20 protein-coding genes and 1 pseudogene are annotated in these 22,778 nt (G+C 61.2%); 13 read left to right on the top strand and 8 right to left on the bottom strand.

The genetic code is table 11. The annotated features are described in order from the left end of the window. Positions 1 to 615: 615 nt before the first annotated feature. On the bottom strand, positions 616 to 1,839 hold the full coding sequence (mhpT, locus tag KI237_RS15920) for a 3-(3-hydroxy-phenyl)propionate transporter MhpT (RefSeq protein WP_212796055.1): 1,224 nt from the start codon (positions 1,837 to 1,839) through the stop codon (positions 616 to 618). A gap of 305 nt (positions 1,840 to 2,144) precedes the next feature. On the opposite strand from mhpT, the gene KI237_RS15915 reads away from it, so the two are divergent. After that, positions 2,145 to 3,452, top strand: coding sequence for an OprD family porin (locus tag KI237_RS15915; RefSeq protein WP_212796054.1), 1,308 nt, complete (start codon positions 2,145 to 2,147; stop codon positions 3,450 to 3,452). A 197-nt stretch (positions 3,453 to 3,649) separates the two neighbouring features. On the opposite strand, the gene KI237_RS15910 is transcribed toward KI237_RS15915, so the two are convergent. After that, positions 3,650 to 4,135 (bottom strand): MarR family winged helix-turn-helix transcriptional regulator, encoded by a 486-nt coding sequence (locus KI237_RS15910; RefSeq protein ID WP_212796053.1) that lies wholly within the window; start codon positions 4,133 to 4,135, stop codon positions 3,650 to 3,652. A 213-nt stretch (positions 4,136 to 4,348) separates the two neighbouring features. Between KI237_RS15910 and KI237_RS15905 the strand changes: the two genes are divergently transcribed. The 3 genes from KI237_RS15905 to KI237_RS15895 all read left to right on the top strand — a co-directional run bounded on the left by KI237_RS15905 (position 4,349) and on the right by KI237_RS15895 (position 8,755). After that, complete coding sequence (locus tag KI237_RS15905; protein WP_003202420.1) at positions 4,349 to 5,179, top strand: p-hydroxycinnamoyl CoA hydratase/lyase; 831 nt, start codon at positions 4,349 to 4,351, stop codon at positions 5,177 to 5,179. A 108-nt stretch (positions 5,180 to 5,287) separates the two neighbouring features. Beyond that, positions 5,288 to 6,736, top strand: a complete 1,449-nt coding sequence (locus KI237_RS15900; protein ID WP_212796052.1) for an aldehyde dehydrogenase — start codon at positions 5,288 to 5,290, stop codon at positions 6,734 to 6,736. A gap of 141 nt (positions 6,737 to 6,877) precedes the next feature. Continuing rightward, positions 6,878 to 8,755, top strand: a complete 1,878-nt coding sequence (locus KI237_RS15895) for a feruloyl-CoA synthase (protein ID WP_212796051.1) — start codon at positions 6,878 to 6,880, stop codon at positions 8,753 to 8,755. A 147-nt stretch (positions 8,756 to 8,902) separates the two neighbouring features. Here the strand turns inward: KI237_RS15895 and KI237_RS15890 are convergent, their stop codons facing one another. Next, positions 8,903 to 9,220, bottom strand: coding sequence for an ElaB/YgaM/YqjD family protein (locus tag KI237_RS15890; RefSeq protein WP_014338130.1), 318 nt, complete (start codon positions 9,218 to 9,220; stop codon positions 8,903 to 8,905). A gap of 160 nt (positions 9,221 to 9,380) precedes the next feature. Here KI237_RS15890 and KI237_RS15885 point away from each other — a divergent pair, with 160 nt between their 5' ends. Then, positions 9,381 to 9,635: a hypothetical protein gene (locus KI237_RS15885; protein ID WP_003181187.1), complete on the top strand. Its 255-nt coding sequence runs from the start codon at positions 9,381 to 9,383 to the stop codon at positions 9,633 to 9,635. 3 nt (positions 9,636 to 9,638) lie between these two features. On the opposite strand, the gene KI237_RS15880 is transcribed toward KI237_RS15885, so the two are convergent. Next, positions 9,639 to 10,547, bottom strand: coding sequence for a LysR substrate-binding domain-containing protein (locus KI237_RS15880; RefSeq protein ID WP_212796050.1), 909 nt, complete (start codon positions 10,545 to 10,547; stop codon positions 9,639 to 9,641). An 86-nt stretch (positions 10,548 to 10,633) separates the two neighbouring features. On the opposite strand from KI237_RS15880, the gene KI237_RS15875 reads away from it, so the two are divergent. Continuing rightward, a complete protein-coding gene (locus KI237_RS15875; RefSeq protein ID WP_212796049.1) occupies positions 10,634 to 11,557 on the top strand; it encodes a carbon-nitrogen hydrolase family protein in 924 nt (307 codons plus the stop codon). Position 11,558: 1 nt separating this feature from the next. On the opposite strand, the gene KI237_RS15870 is transcribed toward KI237_RS15875, so the two are convergent. Continuing rightward, positions 11,559 to 12,029: an LEA/WHy family protein gene (locus tag KI237_RS15870; protein WP_212796048.1), complete on the bottom strand. Its 471-nt coding sequence runs from the start codon at positions 12,027 to 12,029 to the stop codon at positions 11,559 to 11,561. Positions 12,030 to 12,318: 289 nt separating this feature from the next. Between KI237_RS15870 and KI237_RS15865 the strand changes: the two genes are divergently transcribed. From KI237_RS15865 to KI237_RS15850, 4 genes and pseudogenes are all read left to right on the top strand, one after another. Further along, positions 12,319 to 13,035, top strand: coding sequence for a helix-turn-helix transcriptional regulator (locus tag KI237_RS15865; RefSeq protein ID WP_212796047.1), 717 nt, complete (start codon positions 12,319 to 12,321; stop codon positions 13,033 to 13,035). Positions 13,036 to 13,086: 51 nt separating this feature from the next. Next, a complete protein-coding gene (locus tag KI237_RS15860; RefSeq protein ID WP_212796046.1) occupies positions 13,087 to 13,428 on the top strand; it encodes a nuclear transport factor 2 family protein in 342 nt (113 codons plus the stop codon). Positions 13,429 to 13,636: 208 nt separating this feature from the next. Continuing rightward, a complete protein-coding gene (zapE, locus tag KI237_RS15855; protein WP_212796045.1) occupies positions 13,637 to 14,758 on the top strand; it encodes a cell division protein ZapE in 1,122 nt (373 codons plus the stop codon). A gap of 57 nt (positions 14,759 to 14,815) precedes the next feature. Then, positions 14,816 to 15,309, top strand: a pseudogene (locus tag KI237_RS15850) (GNAT family N-acetyltransferase). A 24-nt stretch (positions 15,310 to 15,333) separates the two neighbouring features. Here KI237_RS15850 and KI237_RS15845 read toward each other — a convergent pair. Beyond that, entirely contained in the window at positions 15,334 to 17,073 is a 1,740-nt protein-coding gene (locus tag KI237_RS15845) for a phosphoethanolamine transferase CptA (RefSeq protein WP_212796044.1), read from the bottom strand. A 323-nt stretch (positions 17,074 to 17,396) separates the two neighbouring features. Further along, the gene (locus KI237_RS15840; RefSeq protein ID WP_212796043.1) at positions 17,397 to 17,570 is read right to left on the bottom strand and encodes a DUF6026 family protein; all 174 of its coding nucleotides are present in this window, start codon (positions 17,568 to 17,570) and stop codon (positions 17,397 to 17,399) included. A 250-nt stretch (positions 17,571 to 17,820) separates the two neighbouring features. Between KI237_RS15840 and gnd the strand changes: the two genes are divergently transcribed. From gnd to KI237_RS15825, 3 genes are read left to right on the top strand one after another with little or no spacing between them, the layout of a single operon-like run. Next, on the top strand, positions 17,821 to 18,825 hold the full coding sequence (gnd, locus tag KI237_RS15835) for a phosphogluconate dehydrogenase (NAD(+)-dependent, decarboxylating) (protein WP_283246319.1): 1,005 nt from the start codon (positions 17,821 to 17,823) through the stop codon (positions 18,823 to 18,825). Continuing rightward, entirely contained in the window at positions 18,822 to 20,342 is a 1,521-nt protein-coding gene (gene zwf, locus KI237_RS15830; RefSeq protein WP_212796041.1) for a glucose-6-phosphate dehydrogenase, read from the top strand. The genes gnd and zwf overlap by 4 nt, the downstream gene beginning before the upstream one ends. After that, on the top strand, positions 20,339 to 21,160 hold the full coding sequence (locus tag KI237_RS15825) for an HAD family hydrolase (RefSeq protein ID WP_212796040.1): 822 nt from the start codon (positions 20,339 to 20,341) through the stop codon (positions 21,158 to 21,160). The genes zwf and KI237_RS15825 overlap by 4 nt, the downstream gene beginning before the upstream one ends. Positions 21,161 to 21,272: 112 nt before the next feature. On the opposite strand, the gene nhaB is transcribed toward KI237_RS15825, so the two are convergent. After that, positions 21,273 to 22,775: a sodium/proton antiporter NhaB gene (nhaB, locus tag KI237_RS15820; RefSeq protein ID WP_212796039.1), complete on the bottom strand. Its 1,503-nt coding sequence runs from the start codon at positions 22,773 to 22,775 to the stop codon at positions 21,273 to 21,275. Between the last annotated feature and the right edge of the window lie 3 nt (positions 22,776 to 22,778).

Raw genomic sequence — 22,778 nt, 5'->3', positions numbered from 1 at the left:
TGCTGTAACGGCGGCTTAGGGTTCCGCCCTTACGGCGGGTCACTTTCGAAAAGCCGGAATGCCGGCCCAGGCGAAAGTAACCAAAGCGCTCTTGCCCCACCACTCGGTGCCTCGCCTAGGCTCGGCATGCCTTCACTCTGGCATTGGTTCGTGGGCCGCCGCGAAGGGCCATCCATGGCCCAGCGCGGCTAACCCGGCATCCATGCCGGGTTACCCACGAACCAATGCCTGCGTTCAGCCATCGTGGTTAACGGGGCGCCCCAGATCAAGATCAAGATCAGGATCAAAAGCGAGGCGGCCTGACAGCCGGCCTGTCTCTAGCGGCTCCACTTTGATCCAACTGTGGGAGCGAGCTTGCTCGCGATGGCGGTATGTCAGTTAACGATGGTGTTGGCTGACCCGGCGCTATCGCGAGCAAGCTCGCTCCCACAGTTGCTTTTGGGTGATCTCCGGATTTGTAGACACCACAGATCCCCTGTGGGAGCGAGCCTGCTCGCGATAGCTTTAGCGTTTTGCTTGCTTTTGCCTGGACCTGCATTCCGGCGTCTCAAAAGTGAGCCGCCGTCAGGGCGAACCCTAAGCAGCCGTGACCTGATAACGGATATACACACCCAGTCAGGAATTCTCCATCACAGGGCTCCCAGCACTCAACCGAGGCCCTGCCGAATAACGAAGCACGCTAAGAACAGCCAACGTCGCAACGATCAACCCAGGAGACGTCGCCAACAATACGGCCGTGGTCCCACCCCCAGCCGCCAGTATCTGTCCGGCAGCCAGCGGTCCGGCCACCGATCCCAGGCGTCCGATGGCCACCGCCGCACCAACCCCCGTCGCACGTACGGCCGTTGGATAGGAGGGCGGTGCCAAGGCATAAAGGACCAATTGCGCGGCCATGACAAACAACCCGGCGGCGAATCCGGCAACGGCCATCGGCACGATACCTACCGACAACCCGACCCCGGCCAGGGCGCTCAGCAGACCGGCATAGACGAACAGCACCACCTTGATGCCATTGCAGCGGTCCAGCAATAGGCCACCGAGCAATGAACCCAGGGCTCCGCCGATGTTGAACAGCATCTGCACCAGGCCGGCCTGGGGTTTGCTGAAGCCCTGTTCCAGCAGCAACGAGGGCAACCAGTTGAGCAACATGTACATCACCGTCAGGGTGAAGAAGTAACTCAGCCACAGCGCCAAGGTGGTACGGCCGCGACCTTCACCGAACAGCGCCTGGGCGGTGGAGCCACGCGATGAACCGCCATCCTGCGCTTGGCGAAAGGCGCTGGATTCGGGGAGCCACAGGAGCATCAGCGGCACCACCAGCAAGGGCGCCAACCCACCGATGAAAAACGTCATTTGCCAGTGCTCGCCAAACAGCATGGCGACCACTGCCGCCAACGCACCACCCAACGGAACGCCCGCATACATCACGCTGATGGCCGTGCCCCGGCGCTGCTCGCCCACGGCTTCGGCGCACAGGGCAATGAGGTTGGGCAGGGCGGCGCCCAGGCCCAGGCCGGTCATGAAGCGCACCAGTAACAGGCTGGAGAAGTGTTCGACATAAGCGGTGCTGAGGGAGAACACGCCGAACAGCAAGACCGCGGTGACGAGGATTTTCTTGCGCCCGATCCGATCAGCGATCCAGCCACCGAAGAATGCTCCGGGCAGCAACCCGATGATTCCGGCGCTGAATACCCAGCCCATCATTTTCGGGTCGAGGGTGAATGTCTGTCGCAGCCCAGCGGCGGCGGTGCCGGCTGACTGCAGGTCGAAACCCTCGATCAACGCAACGATGAAGCACAGGGCGATGGTCAGCGTCGCACGACGCGCCGGACGGTTCATGGCAAATCCTCTTATTGTTTTTGTGAGGGACACCGGTTCGGAGGGGTAACCGGCAGCTGTATTTAAGATTAACAAAGCTAACTAAAAAATGAATGATGCCAAGGGGGCGTCATAAACGGGCCGGATCATTATGAAAATCAGGGGTTTGATACGACTATTCAAGCCAGTTGGTAAATTAGTTAATGATATTAATGTTCGATTATCGGTCAGTGTTGATTGACGAAGCGCCCTTGCACTTTCCATTCTTGGTTCGCACGGCCCAAGGCTGGGCCGATCAAAAAAACAACAATAAGTGGATATCGAACATGCCCAACCTTGCCCGGAACGCCTCGACGGCGCGCCCTGTTTTATCGCTCGTCCATCTGCTGGCCTGCCTCGGGTTGAGCCTGAGTTCTCCGGTGTCGCGGGCGCAGGGCTTGATCGACGACAGCCACGGCACCCTGACCTTGCGCAACTACTACATGGACCGCGACTACAAGGACGGCGGCGCCAAAACCGCAGCCAGGGAGTGGGCTCAAGGTGTGTTCATGAACGTCGAGTCGGGGTTTACCCCAGGGACGGTTGGGTTCGGCCTCGACGTGAGGGGATTGCTGGGCATCAAGCTCGACTCGTCGCCGGACCGGAGCGGCACCGAACTGTTGCCGGTGTCGAGCAGCGACAAGCGCGCGGCGGATGAGTATTCGCGCCTGGGCGTGACCGGCAAGTTGCGTTTCGCGCAAACCACGGTGAAGACCGGCGATGTGTCGATCTTCCTGCCATTTGCCTTTGCCAGCCCATCGCGGCTGCTGCCGCAGACCTTTCGCGGGACGACCCTCAGTTCCAAGGACATCGACGGCTTGACGTTGAACACCGGTTATATCGATCGCATCACCCGGCGCGATTCCACCGACTACCAACCGATGAGCATCGCCTCGCCCAACCGTCGTTTCAACGGCGCGGCGACTTCTTCCCATATGGCTTATGTGGGCGGCGACTACCAGGTCAACAAAGACCTCGGCCTGCGGGTTTACCACGCCGAAGTGGCAGACCTGTACCAACAGGACACCTTGGCGTTGTTGCATAACCTGCCCTTGGGCGATGGCGTCCTGACCACTGACCTGCGCAGCTTTTTCAGCGACGAAAACGGCGCGGCCAAGGCTGGAAAGGTGGATAACCGCAATGTGTCGGCGTTGGTCGGCTATCGCCTGGGTGGCCATCGCGTGAGCCTGGGGTACATGCATTCCAGTGGCGATACGGCGACGCCTTATGTGTCCGGCACCGAGCTGATGGGCTTGAGCGAAATGACCATGAGCTCGGACTTCCTCAATGCCAAGGAGCGCACTTGGCAGGCGATCCATGACTACGACTTTGCCGCCGTAGGCGTGCCTGGCCTGCGGAGTCGGCTGCGTTATGTGCGTGGCGATCACATCGAACTGGCGGCCCTCAATGCCGAGGATCGCAAGGAGCGCGAGTTCCAGATGGAGCTGGGATACGTGATCCAGGGCGGCCCGCTGAAAAACGTCGGGCTGCTGGCGCGCAAATCGATCTATCGCAACAACTTCCCGGGTACGGCGGCGTTTCGCGACGAGAACCAGACTCGGTTCCTGGTGACGTATAGCGTGCCGATCTGGTGATGCCTATGGCAACGCCCCCCCCGCTGAGCCTGTAGGCGCTGCGTAGGAGCTGTCGAGCGAAGCGAGGCTGCGATCTTTTGACCTTTCGCTTCGAACTCAATTGGCGGCGGAAAGATCGCAGCCTCGTTGCACTCGACAGCTCCTACAGAATTCAGCGCAAGCTTGCTCCTTCGCCACAGGGAACACCGCCAGGTGTGCTACTGGTAAACCTTTTTCAACAATCGCAGCAATTCCTCACGCTCAGCCCCTGAGAGGGTAGCTGTGGAGTCAAGGTCGCTCTGCGCGGCGATTTGCTTGAGTTCCTTGAGCAACGTTTCGCCAGTCTTGCTCAGGAAAATCCCGTAGGAGCGCTTATCCGGCTTGCACCGTACGCGCACGGCCAGGGCCCGGCTTTCCAGTTTGTTCAGCAGCGGCACCACTTGCGGTGGTTCGATCGCCAGGGCCTTGGCCAGGTCGGCCTGCATCAGGCCGGGATTCTGGTCGATGATCGCCAGGGCCGAGAACTGGGCAGGGCGCAGATCATGGACGGCGAGCCGGCCAATCAGGTTCTGGAACAGTTTCAACTGGGCGCGGCGCAGGGCATAACCGATCAGGTCGTCCAGCGCAGAGTCCAGCGGCGCTTGCGCGTCGGTACCTGCGGCCAGGGGTTCGGCGGGTTCGGCAAGCTTGGAAGACTTGGCCATCGAAGTGAACTTCCTCAAGGTAAGTGGTTAACAAGGCTATCCAGTTTGCCGGGGTTGCGGCGCCCTGGCTATGGGCTCGCACATATTCGAAATTTCTGGCCTTCGATCCAGGCCTGGAGAAATACAGGTAAATCGATTAATAGTTAATTGACATAACTAATTTTCCGGTTTAGTTTTTGATCATCTTCAGCCAAGAACAAGAGAGCACGCATCATGAGCAATTACGAAGGTCGCTGGAAAACGGTCAAGGTCGATATCGAGGAGGGCATCGCCTGGGTCACCCTCAATCGCCCGGAAAAACGCAACGCCATGAGCCCGACCCTCAACCGCGAGATGATCGATGTGCTCGAGACGCTGGAGCAGGATCCGGCCGCTGGCGTATTGGTGCTGACCGGGGCCGGTGATGCCTGGACCGCTGGCATGGACCTCAAGGAATATTTCCGCGAAGTGGATGCCGGGCCGGAAATCCTCCAGGAAAAAATCCGTCGTGAAGCGTCGCAATGGCAATGGAAGCTGCTGCGCATGTACGCCAAGCCAACCATCGCCATGGTCAACGGCTGGTGCTTTGGTGGCGGTTTCAGTCCGCTGGTGGCGTGCGATCTGGCGATCTGCGCCGACGAAGCGACCTTCGGTCTCTCGGAAATCAACTGGGGCATTCCGCCTGGCAACCTCGTCAGCAAGGCCATGGCCGATACCGTGGGGCATCGCCAATCGCTGTACTACATCATGACGGGCAAGACATTCGGCGGGCAAAAGGCCGCTGAAATGGGCCTGGTCAACGAAAGCGTACCCCTGGCGCAGCTGCGTGAAGTCACCGTGGAGCTGGCGCGCAACCTGCTGGAAAAGAACCCGGTGGTGCTGCGGGCCGCCAAGCATGGTTTCAAACGCTGCCGCGAACTGACCTGGGAGCAGAACGAGGATTACCTGTACGCCAAGCTCGACCAGTCGCGCCTGCTCGACACCGAAGGTGGCCGCGAGCAGGGCATGAAGCAGTTTCTGGACGACAAGAGCATCAAGCCTGGCTTGCAAACCTACAAGCGCTGAATCGACCGGCGAATGGCGGGCCGCATCCCGCTATTCGCTGCGTCGTCCTGGCGCTACTGTTACACCGCTGCGCTGTATTCCCGATAAAGACAATAAAGAGGAATCACCATGCTGGACGTGCCCCTGTTGATTGGCGGCCAGTCGTGCCCGGCCCGTGACGGCCGGACCTTCGAACGCTGCAACCCGGTGACGGGTGAGGTGGTGTCTCGTGTGGCCGCCGCCACCCTGGAAGATGCCGACGCCGCCGTGGCCGCGGCCCAAGCGGCGTTCCCCGCCTGGGCCGCGTTGGCGCCCAATGAACGCCGGACGCGGCTGTTGCGTGCCGCCGAGCAGTTGCAGGCCCGCAGCAGTGAGTTTGTCGCGGCTGCCGGCGAAACCGGCGCCATGGCCAATTGGTACGGTTTCAACGTGCACCTGGCGGCGAACATGTTGCGCGAAGCCGCTTGCATGACGACCCAGATCAATGGCGAAATCATTCCTTCGGACGTGCCTGGCAGTTTCGCCATGGCCCTGCGTCAGCCTTGCGGCGTGGTGTTGGGCATCGCCCCCTGGAACGCCCCGGTGATTCTCGCCACACGCGCCATCGCCATGCCCCTGGCCTGCGGTAACACCGTGGTGCTCAAGGCTTCTGAAATAAGCCCGGCGGTGCACCGGCTGATCGGCCAGGTTTTACAGGACGCAGGGTTGGGTGATGGTGTGGTCAACGTGATCTGTAACGCACCTGCGGATGCGCCGGCTATTGTCGAGCGGTTGATTGCCAATCCGGCGGTGCGTCGGGTCAATTTCACCGGTTCAACCCACGTCGGGCGCATTGTCGGCGAACTGTCGGCGCGCCACCTCAAGCCGGCCTTGCTGGAACTGGGTGGCAAGGCACCGCTGCTGGTGCTGGATGACGCCGACCTGGACGCTGCGGTGCAAGCGGCGGCCTTCGGCGCCTACTTCAACCAGGGCCAGATCTGCATGTCCACTGAGCGACTGATCGTCGATGCCCGTGTGGCGGACGAGTTCATCGCCCGCTTGACCGCCAAGATCGCCACCCTGCGTGCCGGGGATCCGACGGCCACTGATTCGGTGCTGGGCTCGTTGGTCGACGTCAGTGCCGGCCAACGCATCAAGGGGCTGATCGACGATGCCCTGGCCAAAGGCGCAACGCTGGTCACGGGTGGACAGTTGGAAGGCAGCATCCTGCAGCCGACTTTGCTCGACGGCGTCACTGCGCAAATGCGCCTGTACCGCGAAGAGTCCTTCGGGCCGGTGGCGGTGCTGCTGCGCGGTGACGGCGATGAAGAACTGCTGCGCCTGGCCAACGATTCCGAGTTCGGCCTGTCGGCCGCCATTTTCAGCCGCGATACCACCCGTGCGCTGGCCTTGGCCCAGCGGGTCGAGTCGGGCATTTGCCACATCAATGGGCCGACCGTGCACGACGAGGCGCAGATGCCCTTCGGTGGGGTCAAGTCCAGCGGTTACGGCAGCTTTGGCGGCAAGGCGTCCATCGAGTATTTCACCCAGTTGCGTTGGGTGACTTTGCAGAACGGTCCCCGGCATTACCCGATCTGAAACCCGTCGCATTGCGGGTGATCGAGCCTTGACGGCCGTCGCCCCGATGCAGGCCAGAATAACAATGACAAGGCCGCAGCCCCGTGCTGCCACGCTCCGCTCGCATCGCGACCCGAGTGTGCCTTGGTGGAGGAAATGTACGTGAGTTCCGAGTCCAGATCGTCCTCCCGACCCGAGGCCGGGCGGTATCGCCAGGTGTCGATTGGTCATCCTGCCGTCGAAGTCCGGGAAGAGCGTGGCATCTTGCACATGCGCTCCCTGGAGCCCCTGGCCCCGCTGCCGGAGCGATTGCTCGAGCGCCTGGTGCACTGGGCCGAGGTGCGCCCAGAGCAGACGTTTATCGCGGCCCGTGAAGCCGGCGGTGACTGGCGTCGAGTCAGTTATACCCAAATGCTCGACAGTGTCCGGGCCATCGCCCAAAGCCTGCTCGGTTACGGTTTGTCGGCTGAAAAACCCTTGGCGCTGCTCTCCGGCAACGACATCGAGCACCTGCAAATGGCCCTCGGCGCGATGTACGCCGGTATTCCCTATTGCCCGGTATCGCCGGCCTATTCATTGCTGTCCCAGGATTTCGCCAAGCTGCGCCACGTCTGCGATCTGTTGCAACCGGGGTTGGTATTTGTCAGCGAAGCCGCGCCGTTCGAGCGGGCGATCACCGCCGTACTGCCGGCGGACGTTCCCTTGATCACGGTGCGTGGCGAGATGGCAGGGCGGTCCAGGACAAGCTTCGCCAGCCTGCTGGCCCAACCCGGCGGCGTCGAGGCCGAGCAGGCGTTCGCCGCCACCGGTCCGGACAGCATCGCCAAGTTCCTGTTTACCTCAGGCTCCACCAAGCTGCCCAAGGCGGTGATCACCACCCAGCGTATGCTGTGCGCCAACCAGCAAATGCTACTGCAGACTTTCCCTGTGTTCGGTGAAGAGCCGCCGGTGCTGGTGGATTGGCTGCCGTGGAACCACACGTTCGGTGGCAGCCACAACGTTGGCATCGTGCTGTACAACGGCGGCACGTTCTACCTGGACGACGGCAAACCCACCGCCCAGGGCTTCGCCGAAACCCTGCGCAACCTCAAGGAAATCTCGCCAACTGCCTACCTGACCGTGCCCAAGGGCTGGGAGGAACTGGTCAATGCCCTGGAGCAGGACGGTGAGTTGCGCGAGCGATTCTTCAAGCGCATCAGCCTGTTCTTCTTTGCGGCGGCGGGCTTGTCCCAAAGCACCTGGGACCGGCTCGACAAGGTCGCCGAACAGCATTGCGGCGAACGTATCCGCATGATGGCGGGCCTGGGCATGACCGAGGCGGCGCCGTCCTGCACCTTTACCACCGGGCCGTTGTCCATGGCCGGCTACATTGGCCTTCCGGCACCCGGCTGCGAAGTGCGCCTGGTGCCGGTGGATGGCAAGTTCGAAGGGCGCTTTCGCGGGCCGCACATCATGCCCGGCTACTGGCGCTCGCCGCAGCAAACTGCCGAGGTATTCGACGAGGACGGTTTCTACTGTTCGGGGGATGCGATCAAGCTGGCCGATGCCAGCGATCCGCAACTGGGGTTGATGTTCGATGGGCGGATCGCCGAGGATTTCAAATTGTCTTCCGGTGTATTCGTCAGCGTCGGGCCGTTACGCAACCGGGCGGTGCTGGAGGGTACGCCCTACGTCCAGGACCTGGTGATCACCGCCCCGGATCGCGAGTGCCTGGGGGCGCTGGTGTTCCCGCGGCTTGCTGAATGCCGGCGCTTGTCAGGGCTGGGCGGGGACGCCAGTGACACCCAGGTCCTTGCCAGTCCAGCGGTGCGCCAATGGTTCGCCGACTGGCTGCAACGCCTGAATCGTGAAGCCAGCGGCAACGCCAGTCGCGTGGAGTGGATCGCCTTGCTCGATGAGCCAGCCTCCATCGACCGCGGTGAAATCACCGACAAGGGCTCGATCAACCAACGGGCAGTGTTGCAGTGGCGGGCGGGGAAGGTCGAGGCGCTGTATCGCGGAGAGGATGCGTCGATCCTGCGGGCCGGACCTGTCGCTTAAGGGCAAATCCCTGTGGGAGCGAGCTTGCTCGCGATAGCGGTGGTTCAGCAGCATTGATGTTGCCTGACAGACCGCCATCGCGAGCAAGCTCGCTCCCACAGTTTTAACCACTCATAAAATCGCTGTGGGAGTTCTGGGAACGGGTGTTTAACGCCGTCCCAGCAGCAAGCCCACCACTAGCCCGAAACCCGCGGAAATGGCCACGGTCTGCCAGGGGTGGCCGCCTATATAGACCTCAGTGGCGTCGACCATGGGACGGGTACGCTCCCGTGCGCTGGCCACTGAATCAAGCGCTTGTTGCAGTTTCTGGGAGATCTGGCCGCGCAGGTCGTCAGCCTCTTCACCCACCAGTGAAGCACTGCTTTTGAGCAGCTTCTCCGACTCTTCGATCAACGCCTTCAGTTCGCTGAAGGCTTGATCCTTGATTTGTTCTCCATTCGCTTGCACGGTGCTTTTACGGGCCATTGAAGTACTCCTTGCTGATGATGGCATTGAACAATGGAGTGCTGCGCTTGTGCAAAAGTTGCAACGTTTGGCCTTGTCGGCGCAGCCCATCACAAATCGTGGTTAAGACGTTTCCCTGCAAGGTGTAAGATGACGCCTATTTACGCAACAGGTAATTCCCATGAGCTTCAATCTGGCTGACAAGCCCCTGGCCGAGCGCGCCGCGCTGGAAGACGAAAAATCCCGACTTTTTGAACTGTGGCAAAACAACCTGGGCAAAGCCAAGGGCGATGCTGCCCGCTTGTTCGGCGAGCGCTCCAAACGCAAGGGCAAGTGGGCTGAGTGGGTGCGTGCCGAACTGGACGGCATGTCGCCGCCGGAGTACGCCAACATGGTGCGCAGTGAGGTTAATCGACTGATGGCTGCCAACAAGTAAGCCTTAGGCGAATGTTGCCGTAATGGCCTCGCGAACCTTGAGCACTGTCGGCTCCATTTGCGTGTGGGTTCGCCATCCCAGTTCGATGGGGTAGCGGGGCAAGGCCAGGGGGCAGGGCAGCAAGGCCAGGCCGCTGAGGTCGGCGATGGCCCGGGCGGCATGGGCCGGGATGGTCGCCACGGCCTGACTGCCCTTGAGCAGGAACGGCAGCGCGGCAAAGTGAGTGGTCGAGGCGCAGACTCGCCGACTCAGGCCAAGCCCGGCCAGCCCTTCGTCGGTGATACCGATGAAACCACCTGAAGACACCAGCAGATGCTCACGGGCCACGAACGCCTCCAGGCTGAGGGATTGTTGGCCCGGCGTCAGGCTCGCCGGGTCCAGGAGGCAGGCGTAATCGCCTTCGCCCAACACCTGGCGGCTGAGCAACCGCTGCGCGAAACCGCCCGCTGTGATCGCCAGGTCAAGGGTGCGCTCCATCAGGGCCCGGCCAACGATCTGGCTGTGGGTCTGGCGGAAAATCAAGCGCAGGCCCGGCGCGCGGTGGGCCACTTCTTCGATCAGGCGTCGCCCATGGGCAATCTCGAAATCGTCCGACAGGCCGACAATGACCGAACGGCCTTCGTAGTGACTGGCCCCCGGATCGACCATCGCCAAGCTCTGGCGACATTTGTCCAGGGCCTCACTGATCACCGGTTTCAGTTGGTCGGCCCGCAGCGTCGGCGCCAGGCCCCGGCCCGTGCGCACGAATAATTGATCGTCATACAAACCACGAAGCCTGCGCAGGGCTGCGCTGATGGCCGACTGGGTCACGCCCAGGCGCAGCGCGGCGCGGCTGGCACTGGATTCGTCATGCAGGGCTTCGAAGGTCTTGAGCAGGTTGAGGTCGACGTCGGCGATATTCATAAGGCTCATATCATTTAGCAGCATTCTGGGCTTTATTCATGATCGGCCGCTGCTTGAGAATCAGCAACACCTGATGATCGAGGAATTGAAAAACCATGCCAAAATCCATTGTGGCTGCCCTGCAGATTGGCTCGTTGCCTGGCGGCAAGGGCGAGACCCTGGCACAGATCCTTTCCTATGAAGAGGCCATTCGCGAGGCGGGCGCGCGCCTGGTGGTGATGCCTGAAGCGCTGCTGGGGGGCTATCCCAAGGGCGAAGGTTTCGGGACTCAGTTGGGTTACCGGCTGCCGGAAGGGCGCGAGGCGTTTGCTCGCTACTTTGCCAATGCCATCGACGTGCCCGGGGTTGAAACCCAAGCGCTGGCCGAGCTGTCGGCGCGCACCGGGGCGAGCCTGGTGCTGGGCGTCATCGAGCGTGCCGGCAGCACCCTGTACTGCACCGCGCTGTATTTCGAGCCCGATGCGGGCTTGGTGGCCCGGCACCGCAAGTTGATGCCTACCGGCACCGAGCGGCTGATCTGGGGCAAGGGCGATGGTTCGACCTTGCCCGTGATCGACAGCCAGGTTGGCCGGGTCGGCGCGGCGGTGTGCTGGGAAAACATGATGCCGCTGCTGCGCACCGCGATGTACGCCAAAGGCGTTGAAGTCTGGTGTGCGCCAACGGTGGATGAGCGGGAGATGTGGCAGGTGACCATGCGCCATATCGCCCACGAAGGTCGCTGCTTTGTGGTCAGTGCCTGTCAGGTCCAGGCCTCGCCGCAGGCATTGGGCATCGAGGTACCCAACTGGCCAGCCGAGCGCGCATTGATTGCCGGCGGCAGCGTGATCATCGGCCCCATGGGCGATGTGCTGGCCGGGCCGCTGAAAGGCACTGTCGGGTTACTGACCGCTGAAATCGACACCGATGAGCTGGTGCGCGCGCGCTACGACTATGACGTGGTCGGGCATTACGCCAGGCCAGATGTGTTCGAGTTGGTGGTGGACGAGCGCGCCAAGCCCGGCGTGCGTTTCATCGCCTGATTCACCAGTTGGCCGCGGAGCCCGGCAGGTCGAGGGTACCGCGGTCGACGAAGCGCAGGGTGCCGAATACGCCACCGGCCAGCTTGCCCTTGAGCACATAGGGCAGGTTGTCCAGGCTTTGGGTCTGGCTCAGGCCCAAGGTCTGGCGCAACACCGAAAACGCCGAAATGCTCACCGGGACACTGAGGATCGCCTCGGAAAAGCGCGGGATCGAACCGGACTGGTCACTGACCCCCGTCGCCAGCGTACGGCCGTTAACCTCCAGGTCCAGCGCCACGCCGTTGTAGTCGATGACGGTTTCGTTGGGGTTCTGCACGCGCAGTTTCACGGCGAAACGCACCTCCAGGCCCTGGTTGGGCAAGGGTTCGATGCCGACCACGTTGATGTTCAGCGGGTCACGGTGCGGGAAGAGGGCGCAGGCGCTCAGGTTGAGCAGTACCAGCAAAACGGAAAGGCCGAGGATTCTGCGCATGGATAGACTCTCAACGAATGAAAAAACGGAAGCGATCAAGCGCGTACGATAACCCACAGCGGCCCCATGACAACGGCAAACCACCCTGTGGGAGCAAGGCTTGCCCGCGATGAAGGCGATGCGGTCTTTCAGGAGCCGAGGTGTCTGTTTCGCGAGCAAGCTTTGCTCCCACAGCTTTGCGGGACAAAGTCCACCTTGCTTTCTGTCCAAGCAGGTTCATGGCTCCTGACAGCTTCTGACACCAGCCTCTGCTAATCTGCGTCAACTTTTTGCTTGCGGACTGCCCATCGTGTCGCGTACCTCCCGGCTGCTCACTTTGCTGCAAGTCTTGCGAGGCAAGCGTTGCCCGGTCACCGCTGCGACATTGGCGGGCGAACTGAACGTTTCCGAGCGCACCTTGTACCGCGACATCGCCGAACTCACCGCCCTCGGCGCGCCGATCCAGGGCGAGGCGGGCATCGGTTATGTCTTGCGCAGCGGCCTGTTCCTGCCGCCACTGATGTTCACCTCCGATGAAATCGAGGCCATTGTGCTGGGCTTGCGCTACGTCGATCAGCGCGCCGACGAGGTGCTGGGCAAGGCGGCCGCCGACGCGCTGGCGAAGGTCGCCGCAGTGCTGGCCCCCGATGTCCGGGACGCCTTGCGCAACCCCACGGTACTGCCCGGCCCACCGGGTTATGGCTACCCGCAGAACACGGTGGAACTGAATGTATACCGCCAGGCTATTCGCGCCCAGGCCAAGCTGCACATCGATTACGCCGACGTGAACAAGACCCCGAGCCAACGCTTGATCTGGCCGCTGGCCCTGGGCTTTTTCAATGAGGCGCGGGTGGTGGTGGCCTGGTGTGAATTGCGCAGCGCCTATCGGACTTTTCGCACCGACCGGATTGCCGCTGCCACCGAGCAAGGCGAGCGCTATCCGGGACGGCGCAGCGACCTGCTGCGGGACTGGTTTGCACTGATGAAGCTGGACGAAAGCGGGCGTTTCACTCCTGACAAAAATTGACACAGCGCTGTTCTAGCATGGTGCCAGATCGATAAAACAAGGAGCCCTGCCATGTCCAATCCCGTCTCTTCCCTGGCCCCGGCCATCGCCGGCTACATTGCGGCTGCCAATGCCCGTGACAGTTCGGCGGTGACGCGTTTCTTCGCCGAGGATGCCAACGTGTTCGATGAAGGTCGGCACCGTGTTGGCACCCAGGCCATCGCCCAATGGATGGAAGACACCGCCCAGCGCTTCCAGCCACGTGTGGAAGTGCTCAATGTGCAGCAGCGCACCGGCAAGGTGCTGGTGCAAAACCTGATTTCCGGGACATTCCCCGGCAGCCCGCTGGAGCTGCGCTACACCTTCCGGCTCGATGAGCAAGGCAAGATCATTCGGTTGGATATCTCGATTTAAAGTTCTGCACCCGGGCCCGTGGGAGCAAGGTCTGGGGAGCAAGACCTGTGGGAGCAAGGCTTGCCCGCGATGAACGATAACGCGGTTTAGCTGTTAGACCGCGACGCGACTATCGCGGGCAAGCCTTGCTCCCACAGGTTCTGTGTAGGGTTCCAGCTGTCGCCCGGCATGGCATACTCCCCACCTTCGCTTTCCGGACCCGGGCCGTATGACTTTCGACTCCCCCTTGAGTGCCTGGCAGCACGCCATCGAACACCACGGCTTCGTCCAGGACGAGGCCCAGGAACTGGCCATCATGACACTGGAGCAATGCCACAAGGCGTTGCACGAGGGTCGCAAGTCGATCAAGGGTGTTTATCTCTGGGGCCCAGTGGGACGTGGCAAGACCTGGCTGATGGACCGCTTTTATGAAAGCCTCAAGGTGCCGGCCCGTCGACAACACTTCCATCATTTCATGGCGTGGGTGCACCAGCGTTCGTTTCAGCTCACCGGCACGCCGGATCCTTTGCAAGCCCTGGCCCGGGAGTTGAGCCAGGAAGCGCGGGTGCTGTGCTTCGACGAACTGTTTGTCACCGACATCGGCGATGCCATGATCCTGGGGCGCCTGTTCCAAGTGATGTTCGAGCTGGGCATGGTGGTGGTGAGCACGTCGAACCTGCCGCCGGAGGAACTCTATGCCAACGGTCACAACCGTGAGCGGTTCCTGTCGACCATCACGGCGATCAAACAGCACATGCAAGTCGTGCCGGTGAACGGATGGCAGGATCATCGCCAGCATCCGGGCCGATTGCTGCAACGTTACTGGCTACGTGATCCCGCGCAGCCAGATCCGTTGGACGAGGTCTTCGGCCAGTTGACTGCCGGTCAGGCGCTGCTCAGCGGGCCGATCGAAGTGGGGCATCGCCAGCTCCAGCCGGTCAGGGCCAGCGACACGGTGCTCTGGAGCCGTTACCCGGATCTATGCGAGCAGCCCTTATCGGCCGTGGATTTCATGGCCTTGTGTGACCGCTTCAGCATGATCTTGCTCAGTGACGTGCCTTGCCTGAGTGCCGAGCAGCGTGAAGGGCGCATCGCCCGTGGCACGGAAGACGGCGTGGCGCGGGTCGAGGCGGGTGACCGCGAGTTGCCGCAATTGTCGGTCCACGACGACGGTGTACGGCGGTTCATCGCCCTGGTCGACGAATGCTATGACCGCAAGGTGCCGCTGTACCTGTCGGCTGCGGTGCCGATGGATGAGTTGTACACCCAGGGCTATCTGCAATTCCCATTTCGCCGTACCCTCAGCCGCCTCCAGGAAATGCAAATGCAACGTTTTGGTCAGCCAACCTGACCTGTATCCCGCCGACGGCTTCGAGCCGGTGGCACTAACGAAGTGAGATGGAAGGTCATGGAAGAAGCCAAGGACATCCTTGTACTGCAAGCCAGCTACACCAACCCGGTCCACGCTGAAGCGATCTGTCATGTGCTCAATGGCTATGCGCAAGACCCGATGGGCGGGGGCATCCATTGTCGGCCGAGGTGCTGTTGCACCTGCCCGAGGAACTGGCCAAGCGCCCTCATGCTTTTAGCGTGCTGGCTTTCGTCAACGGCGAACCGGCTGGGCTGGTCAATTGCTTCGAAGGTTTTTCGACCTTTGCCTGCCGGCCACTGGTGAATATCCACGACGTGGCGGTCATGCCGGATTTTCGCGGCCTTGGGTTGAGCCAGAAAATGCTGCAGAAAGTCGAGGACATCGCCCGCCAGCGCGGTTGCTGCAAGATCACCCTGGAAGTGCTCGAGGGCAATGCCGTGGCCCAAGGTAGCTACGCCAAGTTCGGCTTTGCCGCCGGCATGTTCGACCCGGCCCACGGCCTTATGCAGTTTTGGATCAAGCCCCTGTAGAAGCGGGCATCCGATCGGTTTCGGTTACTTCTGCACGACTTCAGCTGACGGCGCCTTGGGCTTCATCAGGCTGAAGTCGATCAAAGCCTTGCGCGGGGTTTGATAGGGGTCGCCGATGAGCAGCGGACGGGCCTTGAAATCATTGCTGATCAAGCTCTTGCTGTGGTCCAGCTCATCAAAATTCAAGCCAGCCATGTCCGCCCAGGTGTGAATCAAGTGCGAGCTGCTGTACGGCCGTGACAGGTCGCCAGCAAAGTTCCAGTCATGGCTTTCGCGCCACTTGGGCGAGGCCCAGGCCATGAACGGGATTGTGTACATCGGCGCGGTCGGCTTGCCTTCGTTACGGCCCAGTGTGCCGCGGCCTGGCGAGTCGAACACGTCTTCACCATGGTCAGACAGGTACAACAGGAAACCGTTGGGGTCGCTCTTGGCGTAGTCCTTGATCAGGCTGGACACGACGAAGTCGTTGTACAGCACCGCGTTATCGTAGCTGTTGTAGGTCGGGACCTGATCATCACGCAGGTCCGCCGGTACGCCCTGGCGGTCGGTGAACTTGTTGAAGGTCGGCGGGTACCGATACTGGTAGCTCATGTGGGTACCGAGCAGATGCACCACGATCAGCTTGCGCGGGGCGCTGTCGGCCAGGGCTTTGTTGAACGGCTCGATCACATCGCCATCGTACTGCGCGGCGTTCTGGTTGCGGTTGTTGTTCAGGTACACCTGCTCGTCGGCCTGTTGGGAAAAAGTCGTGAGCATGGTGTTGCGCTTGGTCATGGTCTGCTGGTTGGTGATCCAGAAGGTCTTGTAGCCGGCCTGTTTCATCATGCTCACCAGCGACGGGGTGCTCAGGTACAGGTCCGGGTTCTGTTCGTCGGCGAACGTCAGCACCTGCTGCAGCGCTTCGATGGTGTAGGGGCGCGGGGTGATGACGTTATCGAACACCGACAGCTGGCCCTTGAGCTTGTCCAGCTCAGGCGTGGTTTCCCGCGGGTAACCGTAGAGGCTCATGCGCTGGCGGTTGGTGGATTCACCGATCACCAGCACCAGCGTGGCTGGCTGCTCGGCCATGGCGTCCTTGAGGTTGCGCAGTGGCGCGATTTTGCTGGCGCTGTGGAGCATGCCTTGCATGTTCTCCAGCTGTTCACCGTAGCGACGATAGGCCACCAGCATCTGCCATGGCACGGCTGGCTCGATGCGATCTTCGAATTTTTCCAGGCCACCGGCAAAGCTGCCGGTACGCTGGGTCTGCTTGATCAGCGGATAGCCGACCACGGCCAAGACAATGGCGACTGCTGCGACCATGGCCTGGGCCCGGGGCAGGTATACCGGACGCAGGCGGGTCCAGAGCCAATAGCCGACGGCGGTGTGGGCCAGGAACGCTGCCACCATCCACCAGGCAAAATATTGTGTCAGGTACTCGCCGGCTTCAGACACGTTCGATTCGAACATGATGAAGATGACGCTCTGGGAAAATTCCTGCTGATAAATGAAGAAGTAGCCCAGGCTGGCCATGGAGCAGGCCCACAGCACCACGCCGATCAAGGCGGCGAGTACGCGAGTGCGGGCGGGGAAGAGCAGCAAGGGCGCCAACCACACCGCGCTCATCACGAACGCTTGGCGAAAGCCGGTGAAGCCGGAGGTGTCGCTCAACAGAATGAGCAGTTGGGTGATGCCCGAAAAGTACCAGAAGAACAGAAACAGCCAGCCAAGCCCGGCCCAGTCGAAACCTTTCGCAGTCGTTTTGCTGCGTTTGAACAAACTCATCAAGCGCTCCAGCCTTTATCGACGACGCTGTCGGCACCGGATTGGTGACCGCAGGCATACGCCGAACAACCCTATTAAGGCGCGGGAGTATCGCGAGTCGGTTGTGAAAACTTTGTGAGTTTTTCGAATACAAATCGATGATGGGGTGCGAACGCACCTGGGGGAGGGGTTTGTTGGTGGCAAGAGATGTATCTGTGGGAGCAACCTTTGCTCCCACAGTCCTGAGGGGACAAAACCCTCGCCACAAGCACACATGGCTGGCTTACATGGAAATGACACCGGTTTGGCCAGTGTCACTTCCTGGCGCTATGCCTCTGGGGCGGTTACCGAGCCAGGGACTGGCTTTGGTGGGGCAGCTGTGCGTGTTGCAACTGCATGCGCAGATGCGTCACTTCATCAAGCAGTAGATCGCGTTCTTCCTTGAGTAGGCGCAATTCATCGCGACGAATGGTCACATAAAGGGTTTGGGGAGGACGTGCGGTAACGACAGGGCCCATTGCTCACCTCGCAAATGGCGTACATCAACTATAGAGATGTCGCCAGTATTTGGTCGACACCTCTACTATCGGCGCCGATTCTGATTTCTTTTGCCTGTGATTGGAACTTTTTTATTTTTCATGGTCGCTGTGTCTTCGGCCGGATCTTGAGCGTTATCCCTTGTGATCGCTCGAATTACCCGGAAACTATGCAGCAATGCACTGGACTAACCTCCATTAGTCGATGGTGTTAAATCTTTGACACACCTTTATTTGTAGTAGGGAGCATCAGCACATGCAACTCGGGATCATTGGACTGGGCCGCATGGGCGGCAATATTGCGCGGCGCCTGATGCTCAATGGGCACACCACCGTCGTCTATGACCGCAATGCCGCTTTTGTCGAAAACCTGCGTCAGGAAGGCGCGATGGGCGTCGCGGACCTGCCGGCACTGGTCGCCGGCCTGGAGAAACCACGGGCGGTCTGGGTCATGCTGCCGGCCGGCGCACCCACCGAAGACACCATCAACGTCCTCAGCGAACTGCTGGAGCCGGGCGATGTGATCATTGATGGCGGTAACACGTATTACAAGGATGACATTCGTCGCGCCCAGGCCCTGTCGGAAAAAGGCCTGAGCTACATCGATGTTGGCACCTCTGGCGGCGTTTGGGGCCTGGAACGCGGTTACTGCATGATGATCGGCGGCGATGCCGAAGTGGTGAAGCGCCTGGACCCGCTGTTCGACAGCCTGGCGCCGGGCATGGGCGAGATCCCGCGCACCCGTGATCGCAAATCCGACGATGACCGCGCCGAACGTGGTTACATCCACGCGGGCCCGGCTGGTTCGGGGCATTTCGTGAAGATGATCCACAACGGCATCGAATACGGAATGATGCAGGCCTTCGCCGAGGGCTTTGACATCCTCAAGACCAAATCCAGCGAAAGCCTGCCACCGGAGCAGCGCTTCGACCTGAACGTGGCCGATATCGCCGAAGTCTGGCGTCGCGGCAGCGTGGTGTCGTCCTGGTTGCTGGACTTGACCGCCGACGCGTTGGCCAGCGATCCGAAACTGGACGGTTTTTCCGGCGAAGTCGCCGACAGCGGGGAAGGGCGCTGGACCATCGAGGCCGCCATTGAGCAAGCGGTGCCGGTTCCGGTTCTGTCCAGTTCGTTGTTTGCCCGTTTCCGCTCGCGCCAGCAAAGCACGTACGGTGACAAAATGCTCTCGGCCATGCGCTTCGGCTTTGGCGGCCATGTGGAGACGCCGAAAAAATGACCTCGATCGGCAGCAAATCCAAGGCAGAACCCGCGCCGCCGACCACGTTGTTTCTGTTCGGCGCCCATGGCGATCTGGTCAAGCGTCTGCTGATGCCGGCGCTTTACCACCTCAGTCGCGACGGTCTGCTGGGCGATGGGCTGCGCATCATCGGGGTTGACCACAACGCCATCAGCGATGTGGATTTTGCCAAGAAACTCGAGGATTTCATCCGTAACGAAGCGGCGAGCAAGGGCGGCGATGCCGATCGGGCGCTCGATCCGGTGCTGTGGGCCAAGCTGGCCCAGGGCATCAGCTACGTCCAGGGTGATTTCCTAGATGAGAGTACCTACCAGGCGCTGGCGGCGAAAATCGCCGCCAGCGGCACCGGCAACGCGGTTTTCTACCTGGCGACCGCGCCGCGCTTTTTCAGTGAAGTGGTCAGTCGCCTCGGTGCGGCAGGGCTGCTTCAGGAGCAGGAGGGGGCCTTCCGGCGGGTGGTGATCGAAAAGCCGTTCGGCTCCGACCTGCACACCGCCGAAGCGCTGAACGCCTGCCTGCTCAAGGTCATGAGCGAGAAACAGATCTATCGCATCGACCATTACCTGGGTAAGGAAACGGTGCAGAACATTCTGGTCAGTCGTTTCTCCAACAGCCTGTTCGAGGCGTTCTGGAACAACCACTACATCGACCACGTACAAATCACCGCTGCCGAAACGGTCGGTGTGGAAACCCGTGGCAGTTTTTATGAGCACACCGGCGCCCTGCGGGACATGGTGCCCAATCATCTTTTCCAACTGCTGGCGATGGTGGCCATGGAGCCGCCAGCGGCATTTGGTGCCGACGCCGTGCGTGGGGAAAAGGCCAAGGTCGTCGGGGCGATCCGACCCTGGTCGGTGGAGCAGGCCCGGGCCAACTCGGTCCGTGGCCAGTACACCGCCGGTGAAGTCGGCGGCAAGGCGGTAAGCGGTTATCGCCAGGAGGCCAACGTGGCTCCCGACAGCAGCACCGAGACCTACGTCGCCCTCAAGGTCATGATCGACAACTGGCGGTGGGTCGGCGTGCCGTTTTACCTGCGCACCGGTAAGCGCATGAGCGTGCGGGACACCGAGATCGTCATCTGCTTCAAGCCCGCGCCCTACGCGCAGTTTCGCGACACCGAAGTCGACGAACTGCAACCTACGTACTTGAGAATCCAGATCCAGCCCAATGAAGGCATGTGGTTCGACCTGCTGGCCAAGCGGCCGGGGCCGGCACTCGACATGGCCAATATCGAATTGGGATTTGCCTACAAGGATTTCTTTGAAATGCAGCCATCCACGGGTTACGAAACCCTTATCTACGATTGCCTGACCGGTGACCAGACGCTGTTCCAGCGCGCTGACAACATTGAAAACGGCTGGCGCGCCGTGCAACCGTTCCTCGATGCCTGGCAGCAGGACGCGGCATTCCAGCCCTACAAGGCTGGTGAAGATGGCCCAGCGGCCGCCGATGAATTACTTACCCGCGACAGCCGCGTCTGGCATGGCCTCGGATGAATGATCCTGTGAAGTCCCCCATCCGTTTCCTGCTCAGCGACATGGACGGTACATTGCTGTTGCCCGACCACAGTCTGAACCAGCGTACCATCGAGGCGGTTCGCGCATTGCGCGAGGCCGGTGTGCTGTTCAGCCTTGCCACTGGGCGGCCGCCGCGGGCCATGTTGCAGCAGATCGAGGCGTTGGGTGTCGACCTGCCCACGGCGGCGTTCAATGGCGGCACGCTGGTTCATCCCGATGGCAGCTTTCTTGCCGTCCATTACCTGCCACCCGAGGCGGCGCTGGCCACACTGGCCCTGTACGCCGATCAGCCCGGCATCGAAGTCTGGGTATTTGCCGATGGCGACTGGCTGGTACGCGACGCCAACGGTCCGATGGTGCCGGTGGAGACACGTGGCCTGGGCTACCCGCCGGTAGAAGTCGAGAGTTTCGAACCTTATCTGGAGCGGATCGACAAGATCGTCGCCACCAGTGCCGACACCGACCTGTTGGTGGAGTTGGAAGCGCGGCTGCATCCGCTGCTCAAGGGGCAGGCCCAGGTGTCGCGCTCGCAACCGATCTACCTGGATGTGACGGCGATGAAGGCGAACAAAGGGGAAGCGCTGTCGACCCTGGCCGCTTTCCTCAATGTGCCCCTGGAACAGACGGCAGCCATGGGCGACGGTGGCAACGACCCGGCGATGTTCCACCGCGCGGGACTGTCGATTGCCATGGGGCAGGCGGAGGAGGCGATCAGGTGCCAAGCGGATGTCGTGACCGCCGCCGTGACCGAAGACGGCGCGGCCCTGGCGATCGAGCGGTACATTCTGCCGCGATAGCGGCTAGAGCCCTGTGGGAGCGAGCTTGCTCGCGATAGCGGTCTTTCAGTCAACATCAATGTCGGCTGACAGCGCGCCATCGCGAGCAAGCTCGCTCCCACATTGGGTTTGGTTACAACCAGTAAGTCACCGCATACCACCCCAAGCCACCCATCACCACGGTGTAGGGCAGTGCCATCCAGACCATCCGGCCATAGGACAGGCGAATCAGCGGGGCGATCGCCGAGGTCAGCAGGAACAGGAATGCCGCCTGGCCGTTGGGTGTGGCCACGCTCGGCAGGTTGGTGCCGGTGTTGATGGCCACCGCCAGGGTCTCGAACTGTTCACGGCTCATGTGGCCGGAGACGAAGGCCTGCTTGACCTCGGTAATGTAGATGGTTGCCACGAACACGTTGTCGCTGATGGCCGACAACAGGCCATTGGCAATGAACAGCATGCCCGGCTGTTGATCGGCGGGCAGGGCCAGGACCCACTGGATCAACGGCGTGAACAACTGCTGGTCGTGAATGACCGCCACCACCGCAAAGAACACCACCAGCAGCGCCGTGAACGGCATGGCGTCCTTGAACGCATTGCCAAGCCTGTGCTCGTCGGTGATGCCGGTGAAGGCGGTAATCAACACGATGACCATCAGGCCAATCAGACCGACTTCGGCAATGTGCAGGGCCAGGCCCACGATCAGGATCAGCGCGGCAATACCCTGGACGATCAGGGCGGCGCGTTGGCGTGAGGTGCGTTCACGATTGTCCTGCTCGGCGTAATCGGCCAGCACGGTGCGTACGTTATCCGGTAGCAGCGTGCCGTAACCGAACCAGCGCAGTTTTTCCAGGGCTACACAGGTCACCAGGCCGGCCACCAGCACTGGCAGCGACACCGGCGCGACTTTCAGGAAGAAATCGACAAAATGCCAGTCCATTTCATGGCCGATCAGCAGGTTCTGCGGTTCGCCCACCAAGGTGCAGACGCCGCCCAGCGCCGTGCCTACGGCACCATGCATGAGCAGGCTGCGTAGAAACGCCCGAAACTGATTGAGATCTTCATGATGACTCGACGGCAGATCGTGGTCTTCATCGACATTGCTGTCCTGGCGTGGATCGTTGCCCGAAGCCACACGGTGATACACCGCATAGAAGCCCACTGCGGCGCTGATGATCACCGCAGTGACGGTCAACGCGTCAAGGAATGCAGACAGGAACGCCGAGAGAAAGCAGAACATCAAGGACAGTATCGCCTTGGAGCGCACCCCCAAAAGCAGGCGCGAGAACAGGAACAGCAGCAGATCCTTCATGAAATAGATCCCTGCCACCATGAACATCAGCAGCAGAATCACCGGGAAGTTGTGCAGCAGCTCATCGTACAGCGCCTTGGGCGTGGTCATGCCCATCGCAAGAGCCTCGACCATCAGCAGACCACCAGGCATCAGCGGGTAGCATTTAAGGGCCATGGCGAGGGTGAAGATGAATTCCACCACCAGCATCCAACCAGCAACGACCGGGCCCAGGGTCCAGAGCACCACGGCATTGAGGATCAGAAAGGTGATGATGCACGCCTTGTACCAGCGAGGGGAATGCCCCAGAAAGTTGTGCGCGAACGCTTGAGCCATTGAGCCGGACATCGG

The sequence above is a fragment of the Pseudomonas sp. St316 genome (genome assembly GCF_018325905.1).
GTDB lineage: Bacteria > Pseudomonadota > Gammaproteobacteria > Pseudomonadales > Pseudomonadaceae > Aquipseudomonas.
This window is presented reverse-complemented; position numbering and strand designations above follow the sequence as displayed.